Here is a 15,769-nt window from a genome sequence, read left to right as displayed (position 1 = left end):
GGAATGCCCCGCTCTCAGCCATGTGGCCTGACGCTCATCGAATCCGGCGCCGACCCCTTCTCCTTCAGCAAGTTCAATTGTCGTTCAGTCGGTATGGCAATGCCGCTCGCTGATCATGGTCAATCCCCAGCCACTCCTTGAGCGGCGGCACGGCGCGCGCTGCACAATTCGTCCGTTCGCAAATCCGGCAGGAAATGCCAATCGGCTCAAAGCTATCCGATGCCGCCCACCAATTCCTCCGCCTTGGCGATGGCGGCCGCCTGATGCGGCTGCAGGGGCTGGCCGGCGTAGCCTTCGAAGACCGGCAGGAAAGGACCATCGATATCAGTCTTGATGCCGGACAATTGCTCCATCACCGCCAGCCCGCAATAGGGCACGTAGGAAGCCGAATAGCCGCCTTCATGCGACATCATCAGCCGCCCGCCGCAGAGATCGTCCGCCGCCTGCATCAGCAGCCGCGTCATCTCGCGGTAGCTGCCGCTGTGCAGCATCATACGTCCCAGCGGGTCGGCCGCTGAGGCATCGAAGCCCGATGGTACGACAATCAAGTCAGGCTTGTAGCGAGTGAGCGCCGGCAGCACGATGCGTTCGAATACCGACATGTAAGCGCCGCCACGGATATCGGCGGGCAAGTCGCAAATGCCGGGCGGTCCGATTCGATCCGGGGTACGGCCCAAAGCAAGCCTTGGAGCCGCGCTACAGGCTACTCAGGAACTCGATGATGGCGTGCCGCTCGTCTGCGCTGTTGAAGCGCTGAACCATTCGTGTGCCGCCCACCATGGCAGTCGGATTCGCGAGGTAGGTTTCCAGCGTCTCGGGCGTCCAGGTGATGCCTGAGTCGCGCAGGGCGGGAGAGTAGTTGAAGCCTTCGACGCTGGCGGCGGCGCGGCCGACCACACCCTGCAGGTGAGGTCCGGCACCGTTCCGGGTGGTCGCGATCTGGTGGCAGGCCCCGCAGCGCTGCCGGAACAGGCGCTCCCCTGAACCGGGATTCGCCTCCTGGGCAACGGACAAATCCGTTGCCCAGGTTGCTGCAATCAAGGCAGGTAGTACGAAATTCCTCATCCTTTCATGCCTTTCAGGTCGAGCTTCGAGAGGGGCAGGCTGCGGATACGCTGGCCGGTGAGCACCGAGGCGGCATTGACCACCGCAGGCGGCACGCCCGGCAGGCCAGGCTCGCCGATGCCGCCCATCGGCGCACCGCTTTCGACGATGCGCACATGCACCCGCGGCATCTTGTCGGGCGGCAGGATGGGATAGGCGTCGAAGTTGCGGGCCTGCGGCATGCCGTCGACATAAACGACTTCCTCCAGCAGCGCCGAGGACAGGCCAAGTGCGACCGCCGAGTTCACCTGCGCCTCGATGATGGCCGGATTGACGATGCTTCCGGGATCGATAGCCACCCAGATCTGGTGCGCGACGACCTCGCCGTCGCGCAGCGAGACTTCGGCGATCGTCGCCACCTCGCTGCCGAAGGGCGAGGCCATCGCGACGCCGCGCGCGCGGCGGCTGCCGTCCTCTGCCGCGAAAGGACCGCGCTTCCACCCCCCGGACAGATCGGCGGCTGCCTGCAGAAGATTGCTGTGGCGCGGGCTGTCCGCGAGAAGCCGCAGCCGCAGTTCGTAGGGGTCCTGCTGACCTGCGTCGGCCATTTCATCGAAGAACGTCTCGTAGAAGAAGTCGTTCATCGAATGACCGACCGACCGCCAGAAGCCGATGATCGCCGGGTCGTCGACGTGAATCTGGCCGACGCGCCGGTTCGGAATCGCATAGACTTTGCCCGCGATGCCTTCGACGGCGGAGCTGTCCACCTTGTCCGGCTGGCGGCCGAACCAACGTCCTGTTGGACCTTCACCCACCGCAACGGCATCCAGAACGACCGGCAAACCGTCGGCGTCGAGACCGGCGCGAAAACGGGCGACCCCCATTGGTCTCAACGTGTCGCGCAGGAATTCCTCCTCGCGGCTCCAGATGAGCTTGACGGGACGACCTGCCGCCTTCGCCAGCAGGATCGCCTGCGGGAACGGGTTGGCCGTCTGATAAAGGAAGTGCCGCCCGAAGAAGCCGCCGAGCATCGGCGAATGGATGATCACCTTGCCCGGCTCGATGCCCGCGACCTTTGCACCTCGGCCTGGAACATCTCGGGCGCCTGGTTTGGGATCCAAAGCTCGAGAGTCCCGCCCTCGTTCCAGCGCGCGATCGCCGATGGCGGCTCGAGCTGGCCGTGCACGAGATAGGGCGCGTCGTACGTCGCCTCCACGACCTGGGCCGCACCTGCAAGGGCACCCGCGGCGTCACCTTCCTGCTCGAAAGCGACGCCGTCTCCGGGTGTCGACTTCAACATGGCCTTGTGGGTCTCGGAGGAGAAATCAGCCGGCATGGCGCGAGGCGTTGCAGCCGCAGGCTCCGTCCAGGTCACCTGCAGAGTTTCCACCGCGCGGCGCGCCCGCCACCACCCGTCGGCGACGACCGCCACTGCCCCAGGCAAGCGGTGAATCGAGTGCACGCCGGGCATGGCGAGCACCTCCGCCTCATTCGCCAGCGCGCCCGGCTCACCGCCGAGGCGCGGGCTATGCTGGACGGCGGCGTGAAGCATGCCGTCCACCTTGAGGTCGATCGCGTACTGCGCGCGCCCCGTGGACTTGTCGCGCGCGTCGAGCCGCCGAACGGGCTTGCCGATCCAGCGAAAGCTGTCGGGAGAGCGCAGCACGATATCGTTTGGCACTGGCAGATCGGCGGCTGCATCGGCAATCTCGCCGTAAGGGATTGCTTGACCGCTCGCGGTATGCACGACTTGGCCCGGTTCCGTGGAAAGCTCCGATAGCTGGACGCCGAGTCGTTCGGCGGCCGCCTGCAGCAGCATCTGGCGCGCGGATGCGCCAAGCCTGCGCATCGTCTCGTAGCTCATCCGCACCGACATGCTGCCGCCAGTAAAACGGCCGCCGCCGGTCAGCAGATAGTCAGGACCGGGAGGCGCTCCTTCCACGACGAACTGCGTTGGATCGAGATCCAGCTCTTCGCCGACGATCTGCGCCATGGCGGTAAAGATGCCCTGCCCGCCCTCGATGAAGGCGCTACGGAACAGCACCGTGCTATCAGGGCGGATTTCCAGGAAGGCGGCGATTCGCGTGCCAGGTGCGACGGATGGTGTACCGGCCTGCGCCCTGGCACGTCCGACCGGCACGGTGACCGAAAGAACGAGCGCTGCGGCGCCGCCAAGGAAGCCGCGACGAGAGATGTTGAGCGGTCCCTCCTCGCGGCGCGTGGACGAGCGGTCCCGGATGGGGGTCATGTCGTTCATGGTTGCCTCCTCACGCCCGGACGGCCTGCCGGACGGCAGCCGAGATCGCGTTGTATGTGCCGCAGCGGCAGAGGTTCACCATCGCGCCGGCGATGTCGTCCTCAGTGGGCTGCGGCGTCTGCTTGAGCAGCGCCGTCGCCGCCATCACCTGGCCGGACTGGCAGTAGCCGCATTGCGGCACCTGGTTGGCAACCCACGCCTCGACCACCTTCCGGCCCTCGGTGTCCTGCTCGATCGCCTCGATCGTCGTGATCGCCGTTCCGACGACGCTGTCCACGGTCATCACGCAGGACCGCGTGGCCTGTCCATCGATCAGCACCGTGCATGCGCCGCACTGGGCGACGCCGCAGCCATATTTTGTGCCGGTCATGCCCAGCACATCGCGCAGCACCCAGAGCAGAGGCGTGTCTGGTTCGACGTCGACCTGAAATGTCGAGCCGTTAATGGTCAGTTCCATGGCCTTCACCTTTCGGTTCGCGGGAAAGCCAACACGACTGGCTGTTGGCTTGTCGGACCTGCAGGGTAGCTGCTCCCGATCAAGAGGATTAGGGGCGCTAATTCGCTTGCATTGATCGATGGGAAGCATAAATCTTCCCCGATCGGTGCGAGGCAGCGACATGGCCAAGGAAGATTTCAACGACCTCTTGTGGTTCCTGGCCGTTGCCGAGGAAAAGAGCTTCACGCGCGCCGCCGCCAAGCTCGGCATGACGCAGTCCACACTCAGCCACACGATCAAGTGGTTGGAAACACGCATGGGTATCCGCCTGCTCATGCGCACGACCCGCAGCGTGGCGACGACCGAGGCCGGCGAGCGCCTACGGCGGGCGCTTGCACCGCGTGTTGCGGAAATCGAGGCGGAAATCGCCGCGCTCATGGAGTTTCGCGACAAGCCCGCCGGAACCATCCGGCTGACTCTTTCGGATCACGCGTTCGACAGCCTCGTCTGGCCGAAGCTCAGGCCGGCGCTCGCGGCGTATCCCGACATCAAGCTGGAGCTCAGCATCGACAACGGGCTGCGCAACATCGTCGAGGATGGCTTCGACGCTGGGGTGCGTCTTGGCGAAAGTGTCGAGAAGGACATGATCGCGGTCCGCATCGGTCCTGACTGGCGGATGGTCGCCGTCGCCTCGCACGACTATTTCGCCTCACATCCTGCGCCTCGCCACCCGCAGGAGCTGATTGGACACAACTGCATGAACATGCGCCAGACACGTGGCGGCGGGCTCTATGGCTGGGAGTTCGAGAAGGAGGGTCATGAGCTTCGCGTCCGGGTGGACGGGCAGCTCACCTTCAACGCCTCCTACGCCATGGTGGATGCGGCTCTGAAGGGGTACGGCATCGCCTTCGTGCCGGAGAACCTCGTCGAGCGTCACATCGCATCTGGCAATCTCGTCCAGGTACTGGACGACTGGTGCCCGAAGTTTCCGGGCTACTACATCTACTATCCGAGCCGACGGCAGAATCTGCCCGCCTTCAAGGTCATCGTCGATGCACTGAGGCAGGGGGCGGCTTGAGGCGACCCGGCGACCTCGCACCCTCCATCAAGGGTTCGCACGTTTCTCGAAAACCTCCCGCGCCACCGGCGCTGCCGAAAACGCGTTCGGCCAACCGGACGGGCTACCAAGGCAAAGCCGCATGACGGGGCGGTGGAGGACGAATCGAAGCACTTTGTCTACTGCCCAGTCTGCGGCCAGACGTTCGACGCGCGTGATCTTGGACAGGTGTTCCACCACGCCGAGCCGCAGCACGAGCGGCTTCCGGTCGAGCAATAGTCCAGCTAGTTCAGCGCCGGGGCCGGCTAAGCCTGAAGGCCTTAAAGTGCGGCAGCGATGCCCATCATCACTGATTGCTTGGGATAGTCGAGCACCCGCAGCGTGCCCGGCTCGTCGCCGCCCATGCCGCAGATCGGCAACACCTGGTAGTCGTCGTCGAACGCAAAATGTCGCCGTTGGCAGTAAAATCGTATTCGGGAAAACAGCTCTTCAGGAATGCCTCGAGCCCCCGCGCAGGGCCGATTGCGACCGCGCGCCTGACGGCGGCAGGATGATGAAGCTGTCGACCTCGTCCCCGGCAGGCATGCCGGAAATGTCGATGGCAAAATCGATGAGAACCTACGCGCTGCGCAAGGGCATCCGGCATTTCGTCTGTAGCCAGGCCCCTCCCAAAGCACACACGAGGCGTGCCAGCCCGAAGCCTTGTCAATCAATTGCTTCGACCAAACGTTGCGAATACCTGACGCCCGATTTCCTTCTTCTAGTTTGAAGTTTTCTTCGGCCGTGCCTACTCCGAAGCGCCATATAATGCCGGCGTCGTTTGGCACCCAGACGATTTTCATCGAGTAAACCGCTGCGGTTCCGGAGATGCTATCGATTCGGCAATCAATGGACGCCGGCATCATCCCTTTTGCTTTCATCTTGCGGCTTTCGGTGATCACGGTCTCAGCCTTCATCCACACACTTTCAACGGCGTTGGGAGGCAAATCATTGTTGGGCGTTGCGGCGACCAATGTCACCATCAATGCGACTGCCTGAAATGTCATTTCCCGACCCCCTGCCCCCAACTGGATGTTCTCATTCCGCTCATGATCGGGAGTGCAGGTCAATCGCGTCCGACAAACGCAAAAAAGGGCTGTCAATACCAACTTCTTGCGATGGATTTGCCCTGCGGACTAGGCAATCTCGGGGCGAAGGAGTGATCGCCATGACCGTCCTCGCCTATAGCCTCGCCGCCGACGCAAAGGGAACGTGGCGACTCGTCTTTGTGCCTGACGATCGGCATCGCAATGTGGAATTCAGCCGGCCAAATGTTGAGTCAAATCCGGTGAACTGGCTGAGCGTGGATGATTTCCTTGCCTGGCGCCCTAAAGGCGCGCTCCATCGCTTAGTTGCGCTCATTTGCCAAGCGATGAGCGACCCGTAAACGCAAAAAAGCGCGCCGCACCTTTCGGCTCGGCGGGCGATCAGTCATTCACCAAGCACAGGGTGTGGGCGGGGATCGGGTGTGCCCGGTGCACGGATCGTGGAAAATCATATGCGCGTCGGCGGCGTCGCGTCTACCAACCGGCAGCCCTAGAGAAATACATTGACCCATTTCGCCGCCTGTTTCCTCTTAGGACCCCTGCCCATCCAATTGCCGGGCGCGTAGGTAACGCGGCTACTTCACCACTCCGAAATCACATGACACGCAGCCGCGGTCTCTGTCTGATCTTTGAACTTAAACATATCATTGGAAAATAACCGCAACCATCTTTCATCTTGCCGCGTATGGTCCGATCATCTGCCGGTGCAAGTTTGAGGACATGCAATGAAGAAGGTCGCTGCTCTCCTGGTACTTTCCCTCGTTATCATGCTGCCCGCCATGGCAGCCGCGCAGTCCTACCTGCCGGAGCTTGGGCCATCGCCGCCGCAGGATGCTACGCAGCTGTACCCCGGCGGTGTCGAGAAGGCGCTGGCCGCGCTGCCGGACATCGTCAAGAAAGTCAAGGAAGCATCCGACGTTCCCGGCTTCGCCGTGGCGGTGGTGCATGGCGGCAAAATGATCTTTGACGAGGGCTATGGCCTTCGCGACAACCGGGACGACACTTCTAAGGTCAGCAGCACCACCATTTTCCAGGTCGCCTCGGTGTCGAAGTCGATCTCGGCCACGGTGGCCGCGATCGCCATGACGAAGGACCACAGCTTCAACTGGGATACCCCGGTCGGCGAGGTCTGGGACGGCTTCCGCCTCAATCTCGACTATGTCTCGGGCAACGCCACTATCGGCGATTTCTTCGCCCATCGCTCGGGCCTGCCGATGGCGGCGGGCGACGAACTCGAGGATCTCGGCTTCCAGCGCAAGCAGATCGTCGGGAGCCTGTGGATGGTGCCGCTCGATCCCTTCCGCATCTCCTATCACTACGCCAATTTCGGCACGACGATCGGCGCCGAGGCAGTGGCCCACGCCGAGAAACAGCCTTGGGAGCCGCTGGCCAAGAGCCTGTTGTTCGATCCGCTCGGCATGCGCTCGAGCAGCTATCGGCACGAGGACTTCATTGCCGCCGGCAAGAACCGCGCCCTGCTGCATGCGCGCGTGGCGGAGAATGTGTTCGAGCCGCTCTATGACCGCGACCCCGACCAGCAGGCGCCGGCGGGCGGCGTCTCCTCCAGCGCCCAGGATCTTGCCAAGTGGATGATCCTGCTGCTTGGCGACGGCACCTATAACGGCCAGCCCATGATCGACCCCAAGATCCTGCAGCCCGCCATCACACCACAGAGCGTGACCTACCGCGGCGAGACGCCCGATACGCGGGCCAGTTCCTATGGCTATGGCTTCAACGTGGGGGTGAACGCCAATGGGCGCACCACCATGGGCCATTCCGGCGCCTTCCTGCTCGGTGCCGGCACCACCTTCCAGATCTTGCCCTCGGCCGATGTCGGCATCGTCGTGCTCACCAACGGCTCCCCCGTCGGCGCCGCCGAGGCGGTCGCCGCCAGCTTCATGGACATCGTGCAATATGGCCAGGTCACCCGCGACTGGTATCCCTACATCAAGCCGCGGTTCATGGCCTACTACAAGCCGGTGGGCGACCTTGCCGGCAAGGGCAAGCCGACGAACCCCGCCAAGGCGCGCAGTCCATCCTTCTACGAGGGCCAATATACGAGCAACTATTTCGACACCGCCACCGTGCGGGCCGATGGCGACAAGCTGATGCTCGAACTCGGCCCAAAGCCCATGCAGTTCACCCTCGAGCACTGGGACGGCGACACCTACGCCCTCACGCCCCGCGGAGAGAACGCGCCGACCGGCTCGCTGTCATCGGTGAAGTTCGTCGGTTCCCCCGACGGCATTCGCGCGCGGGTGATGACGGTGGACTATCTGAATGAGAACGGGTTGGGGCATTTTCAGAGGTAGGGGTGGAGGCGTCCGGTGCTTCATACACCCCATGCCGTCGAAAAGGCGAACCGGCCGTCTGCAAGGTGATGCCTGAGATGGCGGATTTGTGACGGTTCGCTTCGGGGCGTGGCGATTAGGAAGCCGGCATTTGCTCGGGAGCTTCCAACAAGCTATGTCGGCTTTGGCCAGCCGCTGATCCGAGCAGACCGACGGCTCCCGGCCCCTATGTTGCAATGCGCCGCTGAGTCGACGTTTGCAGCAAATGCGGCATGCGCTAGCAGTCAAGAGTCCCGGTCAGTCGGAGAGCTTTGTCATCTCGACTTGTTATAGGCAACCGCCCGAAAAACCGGCTCGGTGCAGTCCGGCGATGATCGCCGGCACGCAGCGCATCAGGCGCCACAGGAAGCCCGAGCGGTAGTTCTCTATCATCAGAGTGATCGGCCCCTGATTGATGCCGACATGGTCCGGCGATACCCAACCGCATGGCCGGCCGTCGGCGGCTGCTATTGTCGGATTGAAGCTTGCGGTGAAGCCGTAAGGGTTGCCCTCGTGCAGGTCGATCTCGTGGAAATGGCGCAGTGCGAGGACATCGGCGAGATAGCCCAGCGGCTCAACGCCGTTGGCTTGCAGGTTTCAATCAGCGACGGCTTAGGAAACGGCCACTCCTAAAAGAGCCATTTGATGGCTCCCAGGATCAGCACAACGATTGCTGCCGCCACATACTCCCGCCCCGGCTTAACCTGTGCACGAAGTCGCGGTGAAAACCGACAAGCCAGCAGGACGCCAAGCCCGCCTCCAAGCGGGGTTAGAACCTTGTCGATGAACTCAGCAGCACTCATTTTCTAACCCCCCACTGTCGAATATATAATCGCCATCTTGGCCGAGCATCTTCCTTCTGCCGTCGGCCGAATTTTTTCAGGCCAGGGGCGAGTGACGCGCCAACGTGTGCAGTCGAGCGTTCGCAATAGGCCGAAATCAATAAGTCGTGCAATTCACTGTGTTACCGAAGCGGTTGCAAGTCGTTGTTTTCGGCTGACTGTGTTGCATGTTGGCAAACGCCGCATTTGCCCTGGCAGATGGGCGGGACAGACCTCCGGCGAGTCGACCTGCTGGAGGCGCCGGCCGCTTACGAACCCGATGAAGACGAGGAAAATGATCCGGATGTCCTGATGCTCAAGGGCAGACACTTCCGTCTGAGATGGGAAAGGGGACGGGCCCAATCTTAGGCTTTTGAACCTTTTGAGGGTTCGGCCTAGGGGGCTTATCCAAATTTTCGGCCGCTCGTCGGCGATGCCTCCCCGCTGATAATACAGCGAGGAAACAGCGGGGGAGGGCTACCGGGGAATTAAGGTGGTGAGTGCTGCGAAGCAGTGCCGGTCTGCTTCGTGAAGTCATGGAGGCGCGCGCGAACATGTGCCAGCAAATTCACTTCATTGACGACCCCGGATTGAAAGAGAGACAGCGTGGTCGAGGCTAGAATCTGGCTGTCTACCGACGTGCTGTACGATTTGGCGTCGGCGGCTATCTGGTCGACAACCCGCTGGCAGATCGCTCGATCTTTAGGTCTAAGGAACTGACTTTTCGGTTCTCGTGGCATCTCGACGCCTTTAAAGGGGAAGTTACTGTGTCCCCCCACGCGACGGATGCGTGGGTCTCTGCGAATGGACCCTAATCGCATTCAGACAGATAGTTGCCATTTCGTTTGAGTGGTGCCGATGTCCCTCAAGGCCCATGGCCGTTATAGGCACGGTCAGTTCACTTGCGAGGCCGTCGAGCAGCGCAGAGAAATTGCCGCGTTGGTCGCCCAGGCGCGGCGAACAGCGGCCGCGGGGATATGAATGGAGTGGTTCGCCAATCACCCAGCAACGCCCGTGCCCCGTCGTCTGAAAACAGACGAGCAACAGGCCTCGTTACAGCCCTACGACTTGAAGCTGTTCCGCACGGTTGCCGGCTGGTCGCAAAACGCGCTCGCTTTCAGCATACGGCCCTCCTGACATCTGGCGTGTGCTGCGGAGCGGTGACCCAACGACGGTGTGCTCAATCCGGCGCCGGCAATGGCGCCTTAATGTCGGTCCGGTAGGTCCACTCCTGCTTCATCTCCACAATATCGGCAAGCCCAATGCCGCTCCGCTAAACACGGGGGCTGCGCGGCGGACACGCCGACGTCACCGCAATGCCACGCCATTTTGCAGAACTTGACGCACACAACTCAGGACGGCTCACCGGTGTCGCCGCTCGGTATGAAATCGCGGTGTCGTTCCAAGACAGAGTCGTTGAACGTGAGCGGCGAATGGGTTTCCCTGCGGAGATCGACGAAAATTCCTCGGGTCGCTCCTCACTACCCCCGGGCAGCCTTGAGCCGCGACGTCGAGCGGGGTCGCCATGTTCGATCCAACGGCGCCCAGTCCCGTACGCAATGGCCGCGCGTCCCGAGCAGCCTTGCTGGAGAGTTCAATCCTCTGTCATCTGTGGGCGGCTTTGCCTTAGCTCTTATCGCAGATAACTAAGATCGGAGCAAAGCCGCCGCCGGGTGTCCGGAAATTGGTGGTCTGGCCTTGATAGAGGCGTGCGGCGGCGAGCAGCACCTGGCCATCGTAAGTATAAAGCCGCACGTCCATCTTACGCGGCGCGGGTGCGCCATCGATTTCGATCACACGCTTCCCCGGCGCAGCAAATGCCTGGGCCACATAGCCGCCCCGGGCGATCTCGGCCCACACCCCTTTTGTCACCTTGTCGCCGCGGTAGACCGCCTTGCTGCCATGGCCTGAGAGCGGCTTGAAGAACATATCCTTGCGGGATTGCCAGGCGGCATCCGAATTGTCGGGCGTGACTAGTGTGGTCCGCGGAACGCCGGCGAGCCGCGAGCGCATCTCCGGAGGAAGGCCGAACGCTTCCAGCGCCGCCGGATCGGACAGCAATGTCAGATTGCGCTTGCTTGCAAAGAGCGCGTGGTTGTGCGGATTGGGAGTGAGCACCACGGCGCCATCCTGGTAAGCCACTCTGAGTGCGGCATGTTCCGGGCGATCGAGTGTGAAATCGACCAGGCGATTGTAGACGAGGTCAATCTCCTGTCCGTCGAGCCGAAGCCTGCCGCCATCATATGTCAGCTCGTTCGCGTCCCCGATCATCGCGTCTATGCCGTGCTTCAGCAATAGCTGCCGGGCTGGCACGAATTCAGGATAGAGATACTGCTCCCCAGGCTGATCGTCGACGATCGCAATCGTTCGCGGCGAGCCGGCTCCGCGCTGGCGGCGCCATTCGTTCTCGAACATCGCGATGACATTGGTTTCGAAGTGATCGTCCCTGGCGCCAATCAGCGCCCGGTCAACTTCAGAGCAGCAGGCCTTCTGTGCCCTGGCCAGCAAGGCATTGAGGAAAGCCCCGCCGGCGTTTGTGTTCACCTCGATCAGCTTGGGACCATCATCGTCGAGGTGGAAATCGTAGCCCATCAGAGCGCCAACGGGTCCAAAATCCCGTTGGGCGATTTCCGGGGCCCAGGAGAGGACGGTATCGCGGTAACCCTGTAGGTTGGCTGTTGCCTCAATGGCGACGACGATTGCTTGCATCTCATCGAGAGCTGACGCGGCGAGGAAGACCGGAACGTTGGAAAACAGATGCGGCCTCGACGCCATGAAGGTTTCGCAGAAGCCGGGATCGCCGGCCTCATGGTTCAGCGCTGCCCAAAGCGCTGTTCGGTCGAGCGTGATGCAGAAGCAGTTGCGATTGCGTCGCGCCGACGGGGACATGGCGGCTTCCGACACGCCGGAGACTGGAAGCATGTCAGAGTCTCCTCTGCGATGGCAGGGCAAAGCTGGGTCTTGCCCGCCTCGGCGAAGGCGCAGAGCGCAGCTGGCTGGCAACGGCTCTCTCTTCATCGGTAGGGATTACAAGAACCTCGACGTGTGAATTGGCAAGGCTGATGATCTCCTCGCCTCTTCGGTTCTGGTCATGATCGATACCGACGCCAAGCCAGCCGGCAGCAACTCCGATCTTTTCCCGGATCGATGGCGCGTTTTCACCGATGCCGGCGGTAAACACCACCGTATCAAGACCTCCAAGGGCAGCGGCCAGCGATCCGATCTCGCGCCCGATGCGATAGACGAATAGATCGACGGCCTCGGCGGCGGCAGGATCGTCCGAGCCGATGAGCGTCCGCATATCTCCGGATATACCAGACATGCCGAGCAGGCCGGACTGCTCATAGAGAAGCGTGACCAGTTCGTCGGTCGGCAGCTTCCAGTCCTGCAGGAGATGCAGGATGATCCCCGGGTCGAGCGCGCCGCAACGCGTGCTCATGATCAGGCCATCCAGCGTCGAAAACCCCATTGTCGTCGCAATGCTTCGTCCGGCGTCCATGGCGCACACGCTGGCGCCGCTGCCGAGATGGGCAACGATTGCCCGGCCGCCGGCGCCGGCGCCATAGCGGTCGCGCAGCCGCGAAGCGATGTGGCTGTAGGACAAGCCGTGAAAGCCGTAGGAAACGATACCCGCCTCGGTCATCGCACGTGGAATGCCGTAGATCTTCGCAACGCTCGGTCGGGTCGAATGAAACGCTGTGTCGAAGCATCCGACCTGCATGGCTTGCGGGAGGAGGTCGGTAGCCAGCGCCACAATTTCGAGATTGATCCGCTGATGGATCGGCGCCAACGGCTCGAGCCGGGCGAGCGCGTCGAGCGCGGGCGCATCCAGAAGCGTCGCTTGCGTGAAGTCGCGGCCGCCATGAACGATCCTATGCCCCACCCTGTCTATGCGGCGCAGGAGATCGCGATCGGCAAGGAGGGAGACGACGGAAGTGAATGCTTCGCCGATGTCGATCGGTCTCTCGCCCAGGCTCTTCAAGATCTCCGGTCTGTCGCCTGCGGCCTCGGCATGCAGCTGCGGATGTCCGCCAAGCGAGGCGATGTGGCCGCGCAGAAGCACGGGGAGGCCATCGCGTTCCTCGAAGACAGCGAATTTCAGGCTGGAGGAACCGCCGTTCAGGATGAGGATAGCGTCAGTCATGGGGCCGTCCGATGGGCTGTCACCGCAGTTCGCTGAAGACGTGGCATCGGCTCAAGCCGGGCGGATCTGCGTCACATCCAGGTCCTGATCCCACTTCCAATCAAGTATCTCCGGCATATCCTGCCCATTGGCGCGAATATAGGCTCGATGTTCAAGCAGCTTGCCGTCCATCGCCTGCTTGAGACCGACTTGAACGCTCTTGAGTTCCGGGACCCGTTCAAGCACGCTTTTGACGAGATGGAACCGATCGAGGCGGTTCAGAACGGTCATGTCGAAGGGCGTCGTCGTCGTGCCCTCCTCGTTATAGCCGCGCACGTGGATGTTGTCGTGGTTGGTGCGCCGATAGGTCAGGCGATGAATGGCCCAGGGATAACCATGATAGGCGAAGATGACGGGTTTGCCGGCGGTGAACAATGCGTCGAAATCGCGATCTGGCAGCCCGTGCGGATGATGCTCCTTGGGCTGCAGTGTCATCAGGTCGACGACGTTGACCACCCTGATCCTGAGCTCGGGGACGTGATGCCGGAGGATCTGCACGGCTGCAAGCGTTTCAAGTGTCGGAACGTCGCCGGCGCACGCCATGACCACGTTCGGCTCTTCGCCATTCTCGGTCGATGCCCAGTCCCAGATGCCGATCCCTGTCTTGCAATGGACGATGGCCTTGTCCATCGACAGCCACTGCCACGATGGCGGCTTGCCAGCGACGATGATGTTGATGCGATTCCATGTCTGCAGCACGTGATCGGTCACGCAAAGCAAGGTGTTGGCGTCCGGCGGCAGGTAGACGCGCACAATGTCGGCCTTCTTGTTGAGGGCAACGTCGATGAAGCCGGGATCCTGGTGGCTGAAGCCATTGTGTTCCTGATGCCAGACATGGCTCGACAGCAGGTAGTTCAGGGATGCGACCGGCCGCCGCCACGGAATGTGTCGGGAGGCATCCAGCCATTTCGCATGCTGGTTGAACATGGAATCGACGATATGGATGAACGCCTCGTAGCAGGAAAACAGACCGTGCCGCCCGGACAGCAGGTAGCCTTCAAGCCAGCCCTGGCAGGTATGCTCGGAGAGGATTTCCAGAACCCTGCCGTCGCGGCCGAGATGAACGTCTTCGGGCAGGATCTTTTCCATCCAGGCGCGCTCGGTGACTTCGAATAGGTCCTGAAGCCGGTTCGAGGCGGTCTCGTCGGGACCAACGATGCGGAAGTTCTTTGCCGCCTCATTCAACTGCATGACGGCACGCAAGAACTTGCCCATGGCCCGCGTCGACTCCGCTTTCACCGCACCTGGCTGTTCGACCGCAACAGCATGGTCGCGTAGCGCGGGCAGATCGAGCGACCGGCGCAGCAGGCCGCCATTGGCGTGCGGGTTGGATCCCATGCGCCGCGTGGCCTGGGGCGTGGTGGCGCGGATCGATGCGATGGCGACGCCGGCATCATCGAACAGTTCCTCAGGCCGATAGCTTCTCAGCCACTCCTCAAGCAGCTTCAGATGCGCCGGGTTTTCCGCGAGGCCGGATAAAGGGACTTGGTGCGAGCGCCAGAATCCTTCCGTCTTCAGCCCGTCGACCTCCTTCGGGCCGGTCCAGCCCTTGGGGCTTCGCAGCACGATCATCGGCCATTTCGGTCTCAAGGCCGATACCGCGGAACCATCACGCGCCGCGCGCTGGATCGCCTGGATGCGGTCGAGCGCATCGTCGAGCGTGGTCGCCATCAGCTCATGCATCAACACCGGATCATGCCCCTCGACGAACAGCGGTTCATAGCCATAGCCAACGAACAGCGCTCGCAATTCTTCTTCGGGAATGCGGCCCAGGATGGTGGGATTGGCGATCTTGTAGCCGTTCAGGTGCAGAATCGGTAGCACCGCACCATCGCGTGCCGGGTTGAGAAACTTGTTCGAATGCCATGCGGTGGCAAGCGGCCCGGTCTCCGCCTCGCCGTCGCCGACGACACAGGCCACGACGAGATCAGGATTGTCGAAGGCAGCACCATAGGCATGGGATAATGCGTAGCCCAGCTCGCCTCCTTCGTGGATCGAACCCGGCACGTCGGGAGCGGCGTGGCTAGGAATCCCGCCTGGAAAGGAGAACTGCCGGAACAGCCTGCGCATTCCCTGCTCGTCCATCGAAATGTCGGGATTGAGCTCGCTGTAGGTGCCCTCCAGATAGGTGTTTGCCACCATGGCCGGGCCGCCATGGCCGGGACCGCAGACATAGATGACGTTCGCGTTCCGGAGCCGTATGGCGCGGTTGAGATGGGTATAGATGAAGCTCAGGCCCGGAGACGTTCCCCAGTGCCCGAGCAGGCGCGGCTTGACGTGCTCCAACTGCAAGGGCTCGCGCAGCAGCGGATTGTCGAGCAGGTAAATCTGCCCGATCGTCAAATAGTTGGCGGCGCGCCAATAGGCGTCGATGTCACTCAGTTCGTGTTCGGACAACCGGCTGGTGGGGATCGGTATTGCCTTGTGCTGGGTCATGCCTGTCTCTCGTTGCCGATTGGGAATGCCGCCGGTTCGCGACACCCGTGCTCATCGAACCCTAGCGAATGGATACCAACGCGTTCGCGCACATGGGCGAATACGAAAGTCGGCCGGCGA

At 62.2% G+C, this 15,769-nt stretch carries 11 protein-coding genes and 2 pseudogenes; 3 read left to right on the top strand and 10 right to left on the bottom strand.

Annotation, left to right across the window (positions count from 1 at the left end; all coding sequences use genetic code 11):
• Positions 1-73: 73 nt before the first annotated feature.
• The 5 genes and pseudogenes from NKI58_RS23825 to NKI58_RS23805 form a co-directional block, all read right to left on the bottom strand.
• Positions 74-214, bottom strand: a pseudogene (locus tag NKI58_RS23825) (short-chain fatty acyl-CoA regulator family protein); the annotation flags it as partial.
• Positions 213-632, bottom strand: coding sequence for an arginase family protein (locus NKI58_RS23820; RefSeq protein WP_352786129.1), 420 nt, complete (start codon positions 630-632; stop codon positions 213-215). The gene NKI58_RS23820 and the pseudogene NKI58_RS23825, both read right to left, overlap by 2 nt.
• Before the next feature lie 64 nt (positions 633-696).
• Positions 697-1,065, bottom strand: coding sequence for a c-type cytochrome (locus NKI58_RS23815; RefSeq protein WP_352623746.1), 369 nt, complete (start codon positions 1,063-1,065; stop codon positions 697-699).
• Positions 1,062-3,301: pseudogene (locus NKI58_RS23810) on the bottom strand (xanthine dehydrogenase family protein molybdopterin-binding subunit). The gene NKI58_RS23815 and the pseudogene NKI58_RS23810 overlap by 4 nt, the downstream one beginning before the upstream one ends.
• A 10-nt stretch (positions 3,302-3,311) precedes the next feature.
• On the bottom strand, positions 3,312-3,758 hold the full coding sequence (locus NKI58_RS23805; protein ID WP_352623742.1) for a (2Fe-2S)-binding protein: 447 nt from the start codon (positions 3,756-3,758) through the stop codon (positions 3,312-3,314).
• Positions 3,759-3,918: 160 nt separating this feature from the next.
• On the opposite strand from NKI58_RS23805, the gene NKI58_RS23800 reads away from it, so the two are divergent.
• Positions 3,919-4,815 carry a LysR family transcriptional regulator gene (locus NKI58_RS23800; RefSeq protein ID WP_352786127.1) on the top strand — a complete coding sequence of 299 codons (897 nt, stop codon included), beginning with the start codon at positions 3,919-3,921 and terminating at the stop codon, positions 4,813-4,815.
• 299 nt (positions 4,816-5,114) lie between these two features.
• Here the strand turns inward: NKI58_RS23800 and NKI58_RS23795 are convergent, their stop codons facing one another.
• Complete coding sequence (locus tag NKI58_RS23795; RefSeq protein WP_352786124.1) at positions 5,115-5,840, bottom strand: hypothetical protein; 726 nt, start codon at positions 5,838-5,840, stop codon at positions 5,115-5,117.
• 161 nt (positions 5,841-6,001) lie between these two features.
• Between NKI58_RS23795 and NKI58_RS23790 the strand changes: the two genes are divergently transcribed.
• Entirely contained in the window at positions 6,002-6,220 is a 219-nt protein-coding gene (locus NKI58_RS23790) for a hypothetical protein (RefSeq protein WP_352623737.1), read from the top strand.
• Between the two features lie 384 nt (positions 6,221-6,604).
• Positions 6,605-8,191 (top strand): serine hydrolase, encoded by a 1,587-nt coding sequence (locus NKI58_RS23785; protein WP_352786122.1) that lies wholly within the window; start codon positions 6,605-6,607, stop codon positions 8,189-8,191.
• Between the two features lie 306 nt (positions 8,192-8,497).
• Here the strand turns inward: NKI58_RS23785 and NKI58_RS23780 are convergent, their stop codons facing one another.
• The 4 genes from NKI58_RS23780 to NKI58_RS23765 form a co-directional block, all read right to left on the bottom strand.
• Positions 8,498-8,728 (bottom strand): glucoamylase family protein, encoded by a 231-nt coding sequence (locus NKI58_RS23780; RefSeq protein WP_352623777.1) that lies wholly within the window; start codon positions 8,726-8,728, stop codon positions 8,498-8,500.
• Positions 8,729-10,656: 1,928 nt separating this feature from the next.
• Entirely contained in the window at positions 10,657-11,952 is a 1,296-nt protein-coding gene (locus NKI58_RS23775) for an ATP-grasp domain-containing protein (protein ID WP_352623729.1), read from the bottom strand.
• Between the two features lies 1 nt (position 11,953).
• The gene (locus NKI58_RS23770) at positions 11,954-13,174 is read right to left on the bottom strand and encodes an acetate/propionate family kinase (protein WP_352623727.1); all 1,221 of its coding nucleotides are present in this window, start codon (positions 13,172-13,174) and stop codon (positions 11,954-11,956) included.
• A gap of 51 nt (positions 13,175-13,225) precedes the next feature.
• On the bottom strand, positions 13,226-15,649 hold the full coding sequence (locus NKI58_RS23765; RefSeq protein ID WP_352642949.1) for a phosphoketolase family protein: 2,424 nt from the start codon (positions 15,647-15,649) through the stop codon (positions 13,226-13,228).
• Positions 15,650-15,769: the final 120 nt, after the last annotated feature.

The sequence above is a fragment of the Mesorhizobium sp. M0522 genome (genome assembly GCF_040321085.1).
Lineage (GTDB): Bacteria > Pseudomonadota > Alphaproteobacteria > Rhizobiales > Rhizobiaceae > Mesorhizobium.
Note: the sequence above shows the minus strand (reverse complement) of the source record. Positions and strands in the feature narration are given on the sequence as shown.